This is a genomic window from Candidatus Methanomethylophilus sp. 1R26 (assembly GCF_001481295.1).
In the GTDB taxonomy this organism is placed as follows: Archaea; Thermoplasmatota; Thermoplasmata; order Methanomassiliicoccales; family Methanomethylophilaceae; genus Methanomethylophilus.
Genome location: NZ_LOPS01000047.1, coordinates 42462 through 59395, shown reverse-complemented (window position 1 = coordinate 59395; position 16934 = coordinate 42462). Strand labels below are relative to the sequence as shown.

Genomic DNA, 16934 nt, shown 5'->3' with positions numbered 1-16934 from the left:
ACCAAAAGTAACCCTATCTGGGTTTGGAAAGGAGACATTGAAATGGCAGAAAAGGAGCACATGAACCTAGTCATCATCGGGCATGTCGACCACGGAAAGTCCACCCTCACCGGGAGGATCCTCCTCGAGGCCGGTGCCATCGACCCTCACCTCGTTGAGAAATACAAGAAAGAGGCTGAGGAGAAAGGAAAGGGAACCTTCTACTTCGCTTGGATCATGGACGGTCTCAAGGAAGAGAGGGAGAGGGGAGTCACTATCGATGTGGCGCACAAGAAGTTCTACACCGACAAGTACTACTTCACCGTCATCGACGCCCCCGGACACCGTGACTTCGTCAAGAACATGATCACCGGAACCTCCCAGGCGGACGCGGCCATCATCACCTGCTCCGCTGTCGAGGGACCTCAGGCCCAGACCAAGGAGCACGTCTTCCTGGCCACCACCCTCGGAATCAGGCAGATCATCGTCGCCGTCAACAAGATGGACGCCGTCAAGTACGACAAGGCCGCCTACGACAAGACCGTCGAGGCCATGTCCAAGCTCTTCAAGATCGTCGGCGTCAAGCCCGAGACCATTCCCTTCATCCCCGTGTCCGCCTACTGCGGCGACAACGTGAAGACCCTCTCGGCCAACACCCCCTGGTACAAGGGCAAGACCCTCTTCCAGGCCCTCGACGACCTCAAGGTCCCCGAGAAGCACACCGAGAAGCCCCTCAGGCTGCCCGTCCAGGACGTCTACACCATCACCGGTGTCGGAACCGTCCCCGTCGGCCGTGTCGAGACCGGAATCCTGAAGCCCAACACCACCGTCATCTTCGAGCCCTCCAACGTCAAGGGAGAGGTCAAATCCATCGAGGAGCACCACGAGTCCCTGCCCCAGGCCGTCCCCGGAGACAACGTCGGATTCAACGTCCGCGGTGTCGCCAAGAACGACATCAAGAGGGGAGACGTCGCCGGTCCCGTCGACAACCCTCCGTCCGTCGCCAAGAGCTTCATCGCTCAGGTCGTCGTGCTGAACCACCCCTCGGTCATCACCGTCGGATACACCCCCGTCTTCCACTGCCACACTGCTCAGGTCGCGTGCAAGTTCGAGGAGCTCATGTACACCGTGGACCCCCACTCCGGAGCCCACAAGGCCGACCACCCCGACTACATCAAGAACGGTGACATCGCCTTCGTCAAGATCGTCCCCACCAAGCCCCTCGTCGTGGAGCCCGTCAAGGAGTTCCCGCCTCTGGGCAGGTTCGCGATCCGTGACATGGGACAGACCGTCGCCGCCGGAGTCTGCATCTCCGTCGAGAAGGCTTGATTCCGGATTTGGGGAGGATCTCCTCCCCGAATCCCAAACCCCAAGGTGCAATATACCATGTCCCAGCGTGCCAGAATCTCTCTCAGCGGCACCGACCCTGCTATGGTCGACTCTGTCTGCAACCAGATCAAGGGCATCTCCCAGAGGACCGGAGTGGCCATCCGCGGCCCTGTTCCCCTGCCGACCAAGAAGCTCAGGATCCCCTGCAGGAAGTCTCCCGACGGAGAGGGCAGCGAAACCTACGACAGGTGGGAAATGCGCATCCACAAGAGGCTCATCGACCTCGATGCGAATGACCGCGTTCTCAGGCAGCTCATGAGGATCCAGGTTCCCGATGGCGTCAACATCGAGATCGTTCTCCGCGGCGCCTGAAATCCCTTAAAAACCATTCATTTCCTTTCCATAGGGGCTTCTGCCCCCTGATGGACTCCGGACGGGTTGCCGCCGAAAGGCGACAGCCTTCTTTTCATCATCGCTTCTGTGCAACGTCAATTATTAATCGATGTTGCCATAGAGGCCGCACTGATACCATGAGAAGCGATGTCATCAAGCAGGGCATCGATGCTGCCCCTGCCAGAAGCCTTCTCCGCGCCGACGGGCTCGGAGATGCCGATTTCGATAAGCCGTTCATAGGGATCGCCGATTCCTGGAACGAGATCGTCCCCGGTCATATACACCTCAACAAGATCGTCGAGGCCGTCAAGGAGGGGATCAGGGAGGCCGGCGGCGTCCCGTTCGTCTTCGGGACCCCTGCGGTCTGCGACGGCATCGCCATGGGCCACAAGGGGATGAGGTACTCCCTGATCTCCCGCGAGGTCATCTCCGACTGCTGCGAGGTCATGGTCGAAGGCCATGCCCTCGACGGCTGGGTCGGCGTCTCCAACTGCGACAAGGTCACCCCCGGCATGCTGATGGCCGCCGGGAGGATGAACGTGCCCGCCCTGATTGTCACCGGCGGCGCCATGGAGGCCGGGAACCTGAAAGGGAACGTCGTGGATTTCCAGACCGTTTTCGAGGCGATCGGCCAGGTGCAGGTCGGCACCGAGGGCGCAGATTACCTGAAATCCGTCGAGTGCGCCGCCTGCCCCGGACCTGGGAGCTGCTCCGGCCTCTTCACCGCCAACACCATGGCCTGCCTCACCGAGACCCTCGGGATGTCCCTCACCGGCTGCGGGACCTCCCTCGCCGTGGACGAGAAGAAGCTCAGGATCGCGAAGGAATCCGGTAAGAAGATCGTCGAGCTGGTCCGCAAGGGCATCAAGCCCCGCGACATCGTGAACATCCACTCCTTCCGCAACGCCATCTGCGTGGACATGGCCATCGGAGGCTCCACCAACACCGCCCTCCACATCCCGGCCATCTCCAAGGAGTTCGGATGCCCCGTAGACCTCTCCGAGTTCGACAGGATCTCCAGGGAGATCCCCCACATAACGAGCCTCAGGCCCGCCGGGGAATTCCACATCCGCGACCTGGACAACGCCGGCGGAGTCCCTGCCATCCTCAAGAGGCTGAGGGACCACCTGGAGGACGCGCCCACCGTCAACGGCAGGTCAATCCTGGAGATCGCCGATGCGGCCGAGGTGAAGGACGCCAACGTCCTGAGGCCCCTGGACAACCCGTACCACAAGCAGGGAGCATCGCCATCCTCAAGGGAAACATCGCCCCGCTGGGATCCGTCATCAAGCAGGCGGCCGTCAGCCCCAAGATGATGGTCTTCTCCGGACGCGCCCGCGTGTTCGACTCCGAGAAGGACGCCACCGAGGCCATCAAGTCCGGCAGCATCGTCGCTGGCGACTGTGTCGTCATCAGGTACGAGGGCCCCAAGGGAGCGCCCGGAATGCCCGAGATGCTCGCGCCCACCAGCATCATCCAGGGAATGGGCCTGGGAGAGTCCGTTGCCCTCATCACCGACGGCAGGTTCTCCGGCGCTACCCGCGGAGGGGCGATCGGCCACGTATCGCCCGAGGCATACGAGAAAGGCCCCATCGCCGCCCTGAGGGACGGGGACATCATCGACATCGACATTCCCAACAGGAAGCTCAACGCCCGCATCTCCGATGAGGAGATGAAGGCGCGCCTGGCGGCCGTGAAGATCGTGGACAGGCCGGTCACCGGCGTCCAGAAGAAGTACCGCAAGCTCGTCAGCAACGGAGTGAGCGGCGCTTACCTCGGAGACTGAAAAACTTTTCGGCGGGGTTCTCCCCTGCCGTTATTTTTCCCGCGATATGTCCGCGGGACTGTTCGCGGCCTCAGTACATCGCGTACAGGGCCAGCATGATCACAGAGAACAAGATGAATATCCCGCCGAAGAGCCAGGTCCGCCTTCTGAGGCTCCTGAGCTCATCGCTTCCGCGGGTCTCGGGCGCATCCTTCCAGGCCAGCAGGAAGCTTGAGAGCGCAAGGGCTATCGGCAGCAGCGTAAGGCAGAACTTTATCGCGGCGTTGGCCGCATCATCGCTACCGATGAAGGAAACGGCCGCCGAGGCTATGATGAGCACAGCTGCCAGGATGATGCCGGTGTTCCGGTATTCCATCGCTGCTTTCCTGCCTGCAGTGTTGTCGTCCGGCGTGTCCTCCGGCTGTTCATCCTGCGCCTCATCCTGCCGGGCGCCGGACACCCTCTCCTCGTTGGCGCAGGACTCTTCCATTATGGCGCGGCAGATGGCCTCGCAGCGGTCCGGGTCCATGCCGTTCTCCGCTCCCAGGTAGCGGTAGCGGTCTATGACCTTGCGGGCGGTGCTCGGATCGTAGACCTCCATGCCGTTCTCGGCCTTGTAGCGGCCGATGTCGGTGGCTATGTCGAGCCTTTTCCTCAGGAGCTTTATGATCTCCCTGTCGGTCTCGGCGATCTCAGCTCTCTTCCCTTCGAGGTAATCGTCAGCCGTTTCAGAACCCCCTTTCCATCTGGTCTGCGATGACTAGTGCTGATACGGCCTCCACGACCGCCGCCGCTCTCGGCGCGATGCACGGATCGTGCCTTCCCTCGGCGGAGAGCTCGGCGTTCTCTCCGGTCCTGAGGTTCACGGTGTCCTGCTTCTTCCCGATGGTCGGCGTGGGCTTGAACGCGGCCCTGAAGACCAGGTCGGCCCCGTCGGACATCCCTCCGACGATACCGCCCATGTTGTTGGATTCGGTGACTATCCTGCCGCCGTCCATGCGGTACCAGTCGTTGGATTCGGACCCGCGCATCCTCGCCAGCCCGAACCCCTTTCCGAACTCGACGCCCTTGCAGGCCGGGATGGAGAACACGGCATGGGCCAGTTCCGCATCGAGGCTCTCGAACCATATCCCGCCGAAACCGATGGGGAGCCCCGATACGATGCACTCCACCGTCCCCCCGATGCTGTCCGAGTCCTTCCTGGCGGCCATTATCTCCTCGGAGAACTTCGAATCCAGTTCCGCGTTGCAGGCGCGGGTCGGGAACGCGCGGGAAGCCTCGCGTCCGCGAAGGTGCGCTCGGCATCATCGGACACGGTGCCGATCGACCTGCAGAACGAGGCGATGCGGATGCCCTTCCGTTCCAGTATCTGCCTTGCGATCGCGCCGGCCGCGACGATCGGCGCCGTCAGGCGCCCGGAGAACTGCCCTCCGCCGCGGATGTCGAACTTCCTGATGGAAAGGAGCGCCGGCAGGTCGGCGTGGCCGGGGCGCGGGGTCTCCTCGAACGGGAGGTACTTGGAATCGTCCGTGTCGGCGTTGGCTATCTCGATGATGATCGGGTTGCCGTCCGCCTTCCCGTCCCTGACGCCGGAAACGAACACCGCTTCGTCCTTCTCGCGCCTGGCCGTCCCGATGCCGGGGGAAGGGCGGCGGAGGGCCATGTCGTGCGCGACAGCCTCTGCATCTATGATCGTGCTGCGGGACTCCTTCGACAATGCAGCCGACGCACGGGCCGTGGCTCTTCCCGAACAGGGACATTCTGAGTTTCTCGCCGAGGACGTACATAGTTCATACCAGGGACGCGCCCCGGTTCCTCGTTCTTCCATGCGCGGCGGATATAATAAGCCGATGCCCTGACAGGCGGCCGGTATCCTCCGTCCGGATATCTGGAACATATGCTCCTGCAGCCATCAGAGATGCAAGCGGGCCATGAAAAGTTATATATCCGCCCGCTCAATCGTCCGCACAGCCTGAGGTTTAACGGGCTAACGGGCAGTTAGATCAGCTGGAAGATCGCCTGCTTTGCAAGCAGGAGGCCGCGCGTTCAAATCGCGCACTGTCCACCATTGTATATCCTGTCCGCTGTCTGATCCGAGTGCATCTGCATGCGCGGATGCTGGTTTTCCGGGACGCCTGTTCAATATTCTATCCCGATTCTGGCGTCTATCCCCTTATCGAACGGGTGCTTCACCAGCCTCATATCGGTCACCAGGTCCGCATAATCGACGAGGTCTTCGGTCGCGCCCCTCCCCGTGAGGATGACCTCCACATGCTCCGGGCGGCTCTTGAGCACGTCTATGAGCTCCTTCGAGGTGATCAGCTTCAGCCTGACGGCGTTCACGCTCTCGTCGAGCACGGCCACATCGTACCTGCCGGTGCCCATCAGTTCTGCAGCCTTGCTGAGGCATCTGTGAGCCGCGGCGACGTCCTCTCCCTTGGCTATTCCCACGAAGTGGTCCAGCCCCATCGGTATGAGGTCTATGCCGGGGATCTTCGCGCATGCGAGCTGCTCCCCGTATCCCCCTTCCGGCTTCAGGAACTGCAGGAAAAGGACCTTCAGGCCCCTTCCGGAGGCTCTCAGAGCGAGCCCGAGGGCTGCCGTCGTCTTGCCTTTCCCGTTGCCGGTGTATATCTGCACCAATCCGAGCTGCTCCCTGGGGTCCTGGCTTTCTTCCATGAGAGTGGAATGGCGGTTATAACGGAATAAAACTGGCTGCCGACATGTTCACATGCCGCCCCGATGTCAATGTCAAACAGGCATCCGTACGGGACCTCGGCATCGTCCATTATTCGGGGGCCGGGAGGCCCCCGTGAAAGAGGTTTCAGTCGAATTTGCCGACGACGGCCTTGATGCGCCTGACGCCGGCCGCCGAGCTCTGCTCCTTGAGGATCTTGAATCCCTGGAGCTCGCCGGTGTGCTTCACATGGGGGCCGCCGCAGATCTCGCAGGAGACGTCACCGATGGTGTAGACCTTGACGCGCTCCCCGTACTTGTTGTCGAACACGCCGATGGCGTTCCTGGCACGGGCCTCTTCGAGGGTCATCTCCTCGCACACCACCGGGATGTCGGCCTTGATCGCGTCGTTGACGTACTTCTCGATCTTCGCGATCTCCTCGGGCTCGAGCTTCCTGTCGAAGTTGAAATCGAATCTGAGCCTCTCGGCGGTGATGTTGCTGCCTTTCTGCCTGATGTTGGGGTCGATGAGGTTCCTCAGGGCGGCGTTCAGCAGGTGGGTGGCGGTGTGGAGCTTGGTGGTCTCCTCGGAGTGGTCTGCGAGGCCGCCCTTGAACACCTGGTTGGTGTCCATCCTGGAGGTCTCCTGGTGCTGCTTGAACCTGTTCTTGAAGTCCTCCTCGTCGACCTTGTAGCCTTTCTCTGCCGCGAGTTCCTTGGTGAGCTCGATGGGGAACCCGAAGGTGTCGTAAAGGTGGAAGACCTCGTTCCCGTCGAGGACCTTGGAGTCGCCGCAGGAGGCGATGACCTCGTCGAGCTTCCTCAGTCCCTTCTTGAGGGTCGAATGGAACTTCTGCTCTTCCGCGGAGACCGTGTTCAGGATGTTCTCCTTGTTCTCACTGAGCTCGGGGTAGGCCTTGCTGTAGTCGCGGATGACGACCTCGGAGATCTCAGAGAGGCGAGCTCCCTCGACACCGAGCTGGTTCATGTAGCGGCTCGCCCTCCTGATGAGCCTGCGGAGGATGTACCCTCCGCCCATGCGGGCGGGGACGACGCCGTCGGCGATGAGGAAGGTGGAGGCGCGCATGTGGTCCGCGATGACGCGGAACGCCTTCTGGTTCTCGGCGTACGGCTTGCCGGAGAGCTCCTCGATCTTGCCGAGGATGGGGGTGAAGAGCGGGGTGTCGTAGACGGTCTCGACGCCGTTGACGACGCGGAGCGCCCTCTCAAGGCCCATCCCGGTGTCGACGTTCTTCTGCTTCAGGGGCGAGAACTTCCCCTGGGCGTCCTTGAAGTACTGCATGAAGACGTTGTTCCAGATCTCGGTGTAGTACCCGCAGTGGCAGCCGGGGCGGCACTCCGGCCCGCACGGCTTCTTCGTCTTGTCGATGAAGAAGATCTCGGTGTCGGGCCCGCAGGGGCCGGTCTGGCCGGCGGGGCCCCACCAGTTGTCCTCCTTCGGGAGGAAGAAGATGTGGTCCTCCGCGATGCCCTGGGCCTTCCAGAGCTCGGCGGTCTCGGTGTCCTTGGGGGCATCGGCGTCGCCGGCGAAGGCGGTGACGGCCAGCTGCTCGGGCGGGATGTGCAGGACCTCCTGCAGGAGCTGGTAGCTCCAGGCGATGGACTCCTTCTTGAAGTAGTCGCCCAGGGACCAGTTCCCGAGCATCTCGAAGAACGTCAGGTGGCTGGCGTCCCCGACCTCGTCGATGTCGCCGGTCCTGACGCACTTCTGGAAGTCGGTGAGGCGCTTCCCGGCAGGGTGCTTCTCGCCCAGGAGATAGGGCACGAGGGGGTGCATCCCGGCGGTGGTGAAGAGAACGGTGGGGTCGTTCTCGGGGATGAGGGAGGCCGAGCGGATCTGGACGTGGCCCCTTGCTTTGAAGAAATTGATGTATGCTTCTCTGAGTTCCTGTGCTTCCATGCGCGCACTTCCGAATGTGTGCGCGCTATAGGGTGCCCCTATAAGTAGTTTAAAAAAGAGCCCGGGGGCGCAGGGCCGCCCTCAGGCCCCGTCCGCGGAGCCTATCTTCCAGCTGCCGGAGGATGACTGCAGCTCGGCCATCCCGGCGAAGATCCCATTCCTGGCCAGGAGGTCCCCGGGCGTCCCCTGCTCTGCGATCTCCCCGTCGGAAAGGACCACGACCCAGTCGGCATTGCGGACGGTCCTCATCCTGTGGGCGACCACCAGCACGGTCTTGTCCTTTATGAGGGCGGATATCGCCCTCTGCACCTGGCTCTCGCATTCGGCGTCGAGGGAGGCGGTGGCCTCGTCCAGGAGGATGACGGGGGCGTTCTTCAGGAGGGCCCTGGCTATCGAGATCCTCTGCCTCTCGCCGCCTGAGAGCTTGGCCCCGTTCTCGCCGATCACCGTGTCATATCCCTCCGGCAGCCTGCTGATGAACTCCCCGCAGGCGGCCGCCTCGGCGGCTGTCTCGATCTCCTCATCCGTTGCGTTCCGGCGCCCGACCCTGATGTTGTCGCGGACGGTCGTGTTGAACAGGACGACGTCCTGGAACACGATGGAGTAATGCGAGAGCAGCGTCTCCGGATCGATCTCCGAGATATCCGTCCCGCCCAGGGTTATCTTCCCGGAATCGATGTCCCAGAACCTGGCCGCCAATTTCGCCGCCGTGCTCTTGCCGCTCCCGCTGGGCCCCACGAGCGCGGTCACGGTGCCCTGCTCCGCCGTGAAGCTGATGTGCCTGAGGGCAGCGTTCCCGCTTTCGTAGGAGAACCCCACGTCCTCGAACGACACGGTGTGCCCGTCCGGGGAGAAATCCTGCCTGCCGGTCTGCTCCGGGAGGTCCCTGACCTCCTTCAGGCGGGATATGTTGTACTCGGCGGAGTTGATGGCGGCCAGCATCTGCAGCGCCTGGTCCAGCGGGTCGTAGACCCTTCCCACCAGGATGATGTAGCCGATGAACACGTAGACGCTGACGCTGCCCTCGGTCAGCATCCATCCTCCGACGGCGGCCGTGGTCACGATGCCGAACTTCAGCAGCAGCTGGGCGGCCACCACGAAGACCGATACCGCCAGCTCTGCCGATATCTGGCTCTTTTCGGCCTTGTCCATCTTCCTGTTCAGCCGGCGAGGTAATCCTCCCCGGCGCCGTTGGTGCGCAGGTCGCACAGGTTCTCCAGGTACTCCTGTATGCCCTCGTTGACCTCCAGGAGAGCCTTGGACTTGCGGCCGTTGTACTTGTTTTGGACCCTCTTGGAGAGGAACACCATGGCGATCGATATCGGCACGGGCCACAGGGCGGCGGCGCCCAGCAGGGGGTTGAAGAGGAGGATCGCCACGCTCATCGCTCCGACGAAGATCATGGCGCTCGCCATGAGCGGGAACCATTCTGACATGGCCTGCTCCTGCTGGGTCACGTCTCCAATGATTCTCTCGGTGATGTCGGTGGGGTCCTTCTTCTCGAAGAAGGGCATCGGCAGCTTCCTGAGCCTCTCGGCTATCGCCGTGCGGACGTTCGCGCTCTCCCGGTAGACATCGGTGTAGGAGCGGTCGTAGGACCACAGGTAGACGGCATAGGAGAGGGCGGCGGAAACGCACAGGATGGCCGCATAGACCCAGACGCTGATGTCGAAGTCGTAGCTGTTGTCTCCCATGACGTCGCATATGAGCAGGAACGCCGCCATCACAGGTATGATGAGGGTGCAGTTGAAGGCCACCCTGCCGGCCGTGCTCCTGACGTAGTTGTCATAGCCTTCGTCGGTGAGTGCCAGGCGCTCGCATGTGCGCGATCTCAGTGTCATTGCGGCGTCCCCCCGATCTTCCAGTCGACGGATTCGGTGTACTCCTTCCACATGCGGCTGTACCTGCCGTTCCCGGAGGCCATCTCGTCATGGGTCCCGTACTCGGATATCATCCCTCCGTCCATCACGTATATGCGGTCGGCCCGGCGCACCGTGGTCAGGCGGTGTGCTATCATCAGCACCGTCCTGTCGGCGGAAAGCTCCTCGAAGGCCCTCTGGACGAGGTATTCGTTCTCCGGATCGGCGAACGCCGTCGCCTCGTCGAGGATCACGATGGGCGCATCCTTCAGGAAGGCGCGGGCGATGGCCAGCCTCTGGACCTCCCCGCCGGAGAGGTGCGCTCCCCCGGGCCCCAGCATGGTGCCGAGCCCCTCTGGGAGCTTGGCCACGATGTCGCTGCATTGGGCCCTGCGCAGGGCCTCGGCCACCTCCTCCTCTGTCGCCGACGGGCGGGCGGCCCTGACGTTGTTCAGCAGGGTGTCCTTGAGCAGGCCGCTGCGCTGGAACACGAACGAGACCATCTCGCCCATCTTCGCGCTGCCGATGTCCCTGACATCGATGCCGCCGATGGTCACCCTCCCCTCCTGCGGATCCCAGAACCGGCAGGCCAGGGCGGCGGCGGTGCTCTTCCCGCTCCCGCTGGGACCCACGAGAGCGGTCACGGCCCCCTGGCGGATCTCCATGTCGACCCCGCTCAGGCAGGGGTCTCCGAGCCCGGATAGGTGAACGTGACTCCTTCGAACCTCACGGTCATGTTCTCGGGGGCCTTCGGGGATTCCGGCTCGGGGAGCGGCCCCTGTGCCAGGAGCTCATCGACGCGGGCGAGGGCATCGTCCACGATCATCCCCTCCCTGCTCGAGTACATTATCCTCAGCAGGAGGAGCGAGATGATGGGCGTGAACACCACGTAGAAGATGAAGTCGGACAGGAACCCCGAGGACCAGTCCGTCCCGCCGTTCAGGGCGAGGGCGGTGATTATCAGAAGGGAGATGGCCGAACTGGAGATGACCACGAAAGCGGTCATGCGCTTCTGGCACCACATGGTGTACTTCACGGCCCATTCGCCGAAACCGTCGATGGACGCCTTGAACTCCCGGAATGAGTCCACGGTCTGCTGGAAGGTCTTCACCACGGACATGCCGCGCACATACTCCACGGCCTCCCGGTTCATGCCGGCGAGCGCCGTCTGGTAGGACTCCAGGGATTTCCTGAGGGCCTTTCCGCCTGCCATGCTGAGCATGGCGGCGGCCGCCATGACGACCACTAGCACGGACACCAGGCCCAGGCGCCAGTCGAATAGGAACAGCAGGACGGCGAAGGCGACCGGCAGGACGCAGGCGCGGCCCGGTCCGGCAGCTGATGGGCCATGTACGTTTCGGTGGCGGCCGCCGAATCGAAGACGGTCCTCCTGATCTTCCCCGTCCCGGCTGCGTCAAGGGCCCCGGGAGGGAGGCTCAGGATGCGTCCGAGCATATCCTTCCTCATGTTCTTGGCTATGCGGAAGGCCGACAGGTGCGAGCACATCAGGGCGCATATGTAGACCAGGACCGAGGCCGCTGTGAAGGCGAGGGCGGCGATGCCGTATCCGACCACGCCGTAGGCCTCGCTGTAATCCGGCATCGAGCCGATGATCTCGTCCAGTATCTTCCATATGTAATAATACGGGACCGCGGACAGGAGGGCGCTCGCCGCCGACAGCACCAGCGAGGCGTATGTCAGGTACCTGTAGCGGCCGGCATAGGCAGTGAGCCTTCTCAGCCTCTTTCTTGCTTCCATGAAATAATTTAAGCATTCCTAAATATATTAAAAAATGGAGATAAAACCAGATTAAAGGGAAAACAGGCCGCCGGGATGCCCGGCGGGGGATCAGCGTACCGAGGACACGGTCTCCCTCACTCCGCCATCGGTGACGATGACCCTTTTCCCGCGTCCCTCGATGACCGCCCTCGGCATATCGCCGATCTCCTTCACGGCTATGATGTCGCAGTCGTCGAGGAGGGTCACGATCTCCTCTACGTGCTCCTTGTGGGAGCGTCCTGCTACTTCTTTCGCGAGATCGGCCGGGCGGACTTCGCGGAGGAACCTGATGTCCGGGCCGTCAGCTGAGTATACAAGGAAGCGGGAGGCGCTGCCGAAGCCGCTGTCGACGTTCCTCCCGTTCTCGGAGGCCAGCGCTATCACGTACTTCCCGGTGCGGAACGATACCATGTTAGGGCCGGTTTCCGCAGGCCCGCAGCCGTTGCCGGACCCGTACCCGCAGCCGGCGAACTCCGCCGAGCGGTCCTCTCCCAGCAGGCCCACGGCGTCCGCGCGGCACTGGCGGCAATGGCGCATCATGCGGGCGTCCGCCGAGCACAGGTCCATGAGGGCCTTTCTCTCCTCCGCGGTCGGAGGGCGGAGGTTCTCGAAAGCGGTCCCCTTCACGGGGATGAACGGCAGGATATTGACAATGTAGGCTCCCTTGGCCTTGGCCATCTTCACGATCTCGGGGATCCTGTCCGCGTTCTTCCCGGGGATCATCACGATGTTGACTTTCACCAGCATCCCGAGGGCGGCGCATTTCTCGATCCCTTCCATCTGCCGGGACAGCAGTATCCGCGCCCCTTCCCTCCCGGTGAGCCTTCTGCCTTCCCAGATGACCGATCCGTAGACCTCGGCCCCGGTCTCCTCGTCCGGGGCGTTGACAGTCACGGTTATGAACCTGACGCCGAGGCCGTACAGCCTCTCCGCGCTGTCCGGCAGGGCGAGGCCGTTGGTCGAAATGCACAGAGTGAGGTCCGGGAACCTCTCCTTCACGAGGGCGAGGGTCTCGAAAGTCTCCTCGTTGGCCAGAGGATCCCCCGGCCCGGCGATGCCGATCACCTTCAGGTTGGGGACGCGCTCGCGCACGTAGGCGATCTTCGCTGCCGCCTGCTCCGGGGTCAGGACCTCGCTGGTGACTCCCGGGCGGGATTCGTTGCTGCAGTCGAACTTGCGGTTGCAGAAATTGCATTGGATGTTGCACTTGGGGGCCACCGGGACATGCATGCGCGCATAGGCAGTGTGGGCGGCCTCGCTGTAGCACGGGTGTTCCTGCAGAGCCTTCTCGAGTTCGGGATTGACAGACACGCGACCACGTATCGGGTGCAGTTATAAAGCGAGTTGCCGGCCCGTCAGGACTGCGTTGTATCCGGCATCACGTGCGCGGAGAAGGGCCCTGCGGCCGCCAGGCGGCAGGCACAGCGGCCCGGCCATGTTTCTTACCTCCTTTAATATAATAAATAAGATAAGGGCAAAGGAAGACGAAGGAGGGCCGGGAGAGCATGGAGTTCGGCATCGAGGACGATCCGCGCAACATCAAGGCGATGCTCGCAGGGATGAACAGCGAACTGCCGGTCAGGCGCCGCACGCTCATGGATTACATAGAGAACGGCGGCGACACCTTCGAGACGCGCAACGGGGGAGAAGGCATCCTTCAGCAGGGCCGGCATAGACTACCTCAGCTCGATCTGCACGGACCAGGAGAAGATACTGCTCAAGCTTCCGCTGTTCGTCTCGACGGACACAACCTCCGAGGAAGGGGGCTGGAAGATAGACGGAACGGTCGAGACGGCGGTCGTCGCCAGGATCCTCGGGCGCCGCGTGCACTCCGAAGACCGCATCCGCCTGTACTACCCGGACCTCATGAGGCTCAAAAAATGCATTCCTGGCCTCATTTTCACAGTTTTCACGCCGTGACGAAACCGGTCCCCCGTTAATTATATATACTACTTGTGTGTAGAGGGGTATGCGCGATGTGTAACATCGTGTGATCCGCAAGAATTACTTGCGAATTATAGAGGGAAGGCTCGCTGCCTAAAAACAGCGAAAATCTTCTGAATGCGAAGGCTTAAATATAACCCTCGCATCTGGGATTTTTGCTGAGTTGGGCGCGAAACCTGACTCATCATCATGCACCCGGTGAGGATGACTCATGCGGGGAAGAGATTGAGGGTACCGCACAGGAAGAGAGGCGGAACAATACCCTATGACGATCGATCATACGAAACCTGGACGTGTGCTAGATCATACGCCAGCGGCGTTGCTACGCCGTATGGGGGATGGTTCGGCTAGAGAACTGATGAAGGTCGTGTCAAGCTGCGATAAGCGTCGGGAAGGTGCAAGAAGCCTATGATCCGACGATCACCTAATGGGACTTCCTATTCTTCGGAATTGTCAGTAATGACAGGGAACGCGGGGGATTGAAGCATCTTAGTACCCGCAGGAAAAGAAATCAACCGAGATACCGCTAGTAAAGGCGATCGAACGCGGCATAGAACAAACTGAATCCCCATGTGAAAGCATGGGGAGATGTGGTGTGGACCCATTTACTCCTTGGGCAGAAATATACGAAGTTAGTTGGAAAACTACGCCATAGAGGGTGATAGCCCCTTAGTAGAATGTCTGTACGGAGATTGATGGATGTCCAGAGTAACGTGAGTTGGATATCTCGCGTGAAGATGGGGGACACTTGCCTCCAATTCTAAATATTACTCTAGTCCGATAGTGCAGTAGTAGCGTGAGCGAAATCTGAAAAGTACCCTTAACGGGAGATGAAAAGACCTGAAACCATACGGTTATAGATTTATACGGCATGAAAGGGAAGAAGCCAGCAATGGTGGACCAGTGTTGTATAGTTCGGTTAGAAAACCGATCCATGGAGTTCTGGTCATTGGCGAGGTTAACTATTAAATTAGGTAGCCGAAGGGAAACCGATTGTCCGCAGTTTTTACGAGGGACAAGGTGTGCTCGCCTTTAGTCAATGGTGCGGAGACCCGAAGCCGGTCGATCTATGCCTGAGCAGCTTGAAGCCTTCCGAAGGGGAGGTGGAGGAGCTAACCAGTTCTGATGTGCAAATCGTTTGGATGACTTGGGTATAGGGGTGAAAGGCCAATCTAGGCCGGATATAGCTGGTTCCCCGCGAAACTAGTCGCAGCTAGACTTCGATCGAGGCAGAACGTGAGGTAGAGCACCGATTGGATGCTTAGGGAGGGAAACCTCTCGGTGTCTTGTCAAACTCCGAACTTGCGTTCACCGTAGACATCGGATGCAAGGTAACCCGGGGTAAGCTTGGTTACCGTAAGGGAAAGAACCCAGCCTTAAGTTAAGGTCCCCAAATCTCAGTCAAGTGTAACATGAAATGGCGTCAGTAGTCCAATACAACCGGGAGGTGAGCTCAGAAGCAGCCACCCTTTAAAGATAGCGTAACAGCTCACCGGTCTAGATTATGGGCCCAGAAAATGGACGGGGCTAAACTGAGTACCGATACTTAAGAATACAGCAATGTAATTTGATAGCGGGGCGTGGTGCATGGGCAGAAGTAGGGCCGTGAGGTCCTATGGACCGTGTACCAACGAGGATCATGGAGTGAGTAGCAGCATAGCATGGTGAGAATCCATGTCGCCGCAGGGGCAAGGGTTCCTTGGCAATGTTCGTCAGCCAAGGGTTAGTCGATCCTAAGGTATCTCTTAATCGAGGATATCGAATGGGAATCAGGTTAATATTCCTGAACTTCTACTTTCTTTGCCTATGGTGCAGGATCGGGGTAGTTGGAGCAAGTTTGTCTGCTTGTTCAAGCGTGTAAGGGAGCGAAGAACCGTAATGGTGAGAAACTCCTGAAAGCGTGATGATGCGGGAGAAATCCCGCTTCTGATGATCCCTGGTCCCAGTGAACCCACTATAGTTACAATTGTAGGAATCGTACCAAGAACCGACACAGGTGTCCCTAGGTGAGTAGCCTAAGGCGTGTTAGCATAATCAAGGTAAGGGAATTCGGCAAAATAGCCTGTAACTTCGGGATAAAGGGTGCCAGTAATGAGAGTTACTGGTCGCAGTGACAAGAGAAATCCGACTGTTTAGTAAAAACATAGGTCCCAGCTAGTTCGAAAGGATGTGTATTGGGGCCGAAGCCTGCCCAGTGTCGGCATCTGAACTCCGGTTTCAACCGGTTGAAGGACCGATAAACGGCGGGGGTAACTATGACCCTCTTAAGGTAGCGTAATACCTTGTCGCTTAATTGGCGACTTGCATGAAGGCTCAACGAGGTTTCTACTGTCCCTACCTTGACGCTAGTGAAAACAATCAATCTGGTGCACAATCCAGATCATTCCATCTGAAAGCGAAGACCCCATGGAGTTTCACTGCAACCTGTTGTTGTTGTAGGAGGCGATATGTGTAGAATAGTCGGGACTCGTTACCCAGGACGGTGCGCTAGCATCGCTCCGAGAGGACAGTGAAATACCGACCTTATCGCTTCTTACGACTCACCCTTTCGAGGGGACAGCTATAGGCGGGCAGTTCGGGTGGGGCGCCACGCCCTCAAAAAGATAACAAGGGCGCCCAATGGTTAGCTCAGTAAGGTCAGAAATCTTACGAAGAATGTAAAGGTAAAAGCTAGCTTGACTCGGAACCAGACAATAGGGTTCGGAGATAGGAAACTATGGCTTAGCGAACCAATCAACCTCCCAAATGGGGGTGATTGATATCAGAAAAATTACCCTGGGGATAATTGAGTTGTCACGGGCAAGAGTTCATATCGACCCCGTGGCTTGCTACTTCGCTGTCGGCTCTCCCTATCCTGGTGGTGCAGCAGCTGCCAAGGGTGGGGTTGTTCGCCCATTAAAAGGGATCGTGAGCTGGGTTTAAAACGTCGCGAGACAGTTTTGTTGCTTTTGATGGAATTGTAAGTGCCTGACGAGAAGGATCCATTAGTACGAGAGGAACATGGATTCGTCGCCTCTAGTTTATCAGTTGTCTGACAAGGCAAGCTGAGTAGCCACGCGGTAGTTGATAAGAGCTGAAGGCATCTAAGCTCGAAGCAACCTTGAAAAAGAGGCACTATAAGCCACTCTGTATATGAGGAGTTTGATAGGAGCCGGATGTAAGTACCGAGGCCATCCGAGGTATTCAGTCCTGGCTTACTAACGGTTTTGCCGCTGGATGTGGTCTAGCAGTCAAACAGGTTTCGTATGAAAGTCTCTCTTCCATTTTTTCTTTCCAATTCTTTTCTGTT

Annotated in this window: 14 protein-coding genes, 1 tRNA gene, 1 rRNA gene and 1 pseudogene; 6 read left to right on the top strand and 11 right to left on the bottom strand. The window is 59.9% G+C overall.

Going from position 1 to position 16934, the window contains the following annotated elements; genetic code table 11:
• The first annotated feature begins 42 nt into the window (after nt 1–42).
• From tuf to ilvD, 3 genes and pseudogenes are all read left to right on the top strand, one after another.
• On the top strand, nt 43–1308 hold the full coding sequence (gene tuf / locus AUQ37_RS08020) for a translation elongation factor EF-1 subunit alpha (RefSeq protein WP_058748143.1): 1266 nt from the start codon (nt 43–45) through the stop codon (nt 1306–1308).
• A 57-nt stretch (nt 1309–1365) separates the two neighbouring features.
• Nucleotides 1366–1680, top strand: coding sequence for a 30S ribosomal protein S10 (gene rpsJ / locus AUQ37_RS08015; protein WP_058748142.1), 315 nt, complete (start codon nt 1366–1368; stop codon nt 1678–1680).
• Nucleotides 1681–1838: 158 nt separating this feature from the next.
• Nucleotides 1839–3487: pseudogene (gene ilvD, locus AUQ37_RS08010) on the top strand (dihydroxy-acid dehydratase).
• A 70-nt stretch (nt 3488–3557) separates the two neighbouring features.
• On the opposite strand, the gene AUQ37_RS08005 reads toward ilvD, so the two are convergent.
• From AUQ37_RS08005 to AUQ37_RS13130, 3 genes are read right to left on the bottom strand one after another with little or no spacing between them, the layout of a single operon-like run.
• Nucleotides 3558–4157: a chorismate mutase gene (locus AUQ37_RS08005; RefSeq protein ID WP_082662476.1), complete on the bottom strand. Its 600-nt coding sequence runs from the start codon at nt 4155–4157 to the stop codon at nt 3558–3560.
• A gap of 37 nt (nt 4158–4194) precedes the next feature.
• On the bottom strand, nt 4195–4704 hold the full coding sequence (locus AUQ37_RS13135; protein WP_201013876.1) for a chorismate synthase: 510 nt from the start codon (nt 4702–4704) through the stop codon (nt 4195–4197).
• The gene (locus AUQ37_RS13130) at nt 4677–5183 is read right to left on the bottom strand and encodes a chorismate synthase (RefSeq protein WP_201013874.1); all 507 of its coding nucleotides are present in this window, start codon (nt 5181–5183) and stop codon (nt 4677–4679) included. The genes AUQ37_RS13135 and AUQ37_RS13130 overlap by 28 nt, the downstream gene beginning before the upstream one ends.
• Before the next feature lie 275 nt (nt 5184–5458).
• Between AUQ37_RS13130 and AUQ37_RS07995 the strand changes: the two genes are divergently transcribed.
• Nucleotides 5459–5534 (top strand) — tRNA-Ala (locus AUQ37_RS07995).
• A gap of 71 nt (nt 5535–5605) precedes the next feature.
• On the opposite strand, the gene AUQ37_RS07990 is transcribed toward AUQ37_RS07995, so the two are convergent.
• The 8 genes from AUQ37_RS07990 to nifB all read right to left on the bottom strand — a co-directional run bounded on the left by AUQ37_RS07990 (nt 5606) and on the right by nifB (nt 13012).
• On the bottom strand, nt 5606–6145 hold the full coding sequence (locus tag AUQ37_RS07990; protein WP_058748140.1) for a cob(I)yrinic acid a,c-diamide adenosyltransferase: 540 nt from the start codon (nt 6143–6145) through the stop codon (nt 5606–5608).
• Between the two features lie 145 nt (nt 6146–6290).
• Nucleotides 6291–8063 (bottom strand): alanine--tRNA ligase, encoded by a 1773-nt coding sequence (locus AUQ37_RS07985; RefSeq protein ID WP_058748139.1) that lies wholly within the window; start codon nt 8061–8063, stop codon nt 6291–6293.
• 81 nt (nt 8064–8144) lie between these two features.
• Entirely contained in the window at nt 8145–9215 is a 1071-nt protein-coding gene (locus AUQ37_RS07980; protein WP_058748138.1) for an ABC transporter ATP-binding protein, read from the bottom strand.
• A gap of 8 nt (nt 9216–9223) precedes the next feature.
• The gene (locus AUQ37_RS07975; RefSeq protein ID WP_058748137.1) at nt 9224–9904 is read right to left on the bottom strand and encodes an ABC transporter transmembrane domain-containing protein; all 681 of its coding nucleotides are present in this window, start codon (nt 9902–9904) and stop codon (nt 9224–9226) included.
• Complete coding sequence (locus tag AUQ37_RS11530) at nt 9901–10587, bottom strand: ABC transporter ATP-binding protein (RefSeq protein ID WP_058748136.1); 687 nt, start codon at nt 10585–10587, stop codon at nt 9901–9903. Before AUQ37_RS11530 ends, AUQ37_RS07975 begins: the two co-directional genes overlap by 4 nt.
• A gap of 11 nt (nt 10588–10598) precedes the next feature.
• Complete coding sequence (locus tag AUQ37_RS11525) at nt 10599–11180, bottom strand: ABC transporter ATP-binding protein (RefSeq protein ID WP_201013873.1); 582 nt, start codon at nt 11178–11180, stop codon at nt 10599–10601.
• Nucleotides 11168–11680 (bottom strand): ABC transporter transmembrane domain-containing protein, encoded by a 513-nt coding sequence (locus AUQ37_RS11520; protein ID WP_058748134.1) that lies wholly within the window; start codon nt 11678–11680, stop codon nt 11168–11170. The genes AUQ37_RS11525 and AUQ37_RS11520 overlap by 13 nt, the downstream gene beginning before the upstream one ends.
• Nucleotides 11681–11770: 90 nt before the next feature.
• Nucleotides 11771–13012, bottom strand: coding sequence for a nitrogenase cofactor biosynthesis protein NifB (gene nifB / locus AUQ37_RS07955; RefSeq protein ID WP_235585028.1), 1242 nt, complete (start codon nt 13010–13012; stop codon nt 11771–11773).
• A 360-nt stretch (nt 13013–13372) separates the two neighbouring features.
• Here nifB and AUQ37_RS13760 point away from each other — a divergent pair, with 360 nt between their 5' ends.
• Together AUQ37_RS13760 and AUQ37_RS07945 are read left to right on the top strand one after the other, a co-directional pair.
• A complete protein-coding gene (locus AUQ37_RS13760) occupies nt 13373–13621 on the top strand; it encodes a DUF61 family protein (RefSeq protein ID WP_394325628.1) in 249 nt (82 codons plus the stop codon).
• Between the two features lie 334 nt (nt 13622–13955).
• Nucleotides 13956–16864, top strand: a 23S ribosomal RNA gene (locus AUQ37_RS07945).
• Nucleotides 16865–16934 lie beyond the last annotated feature (70 nt).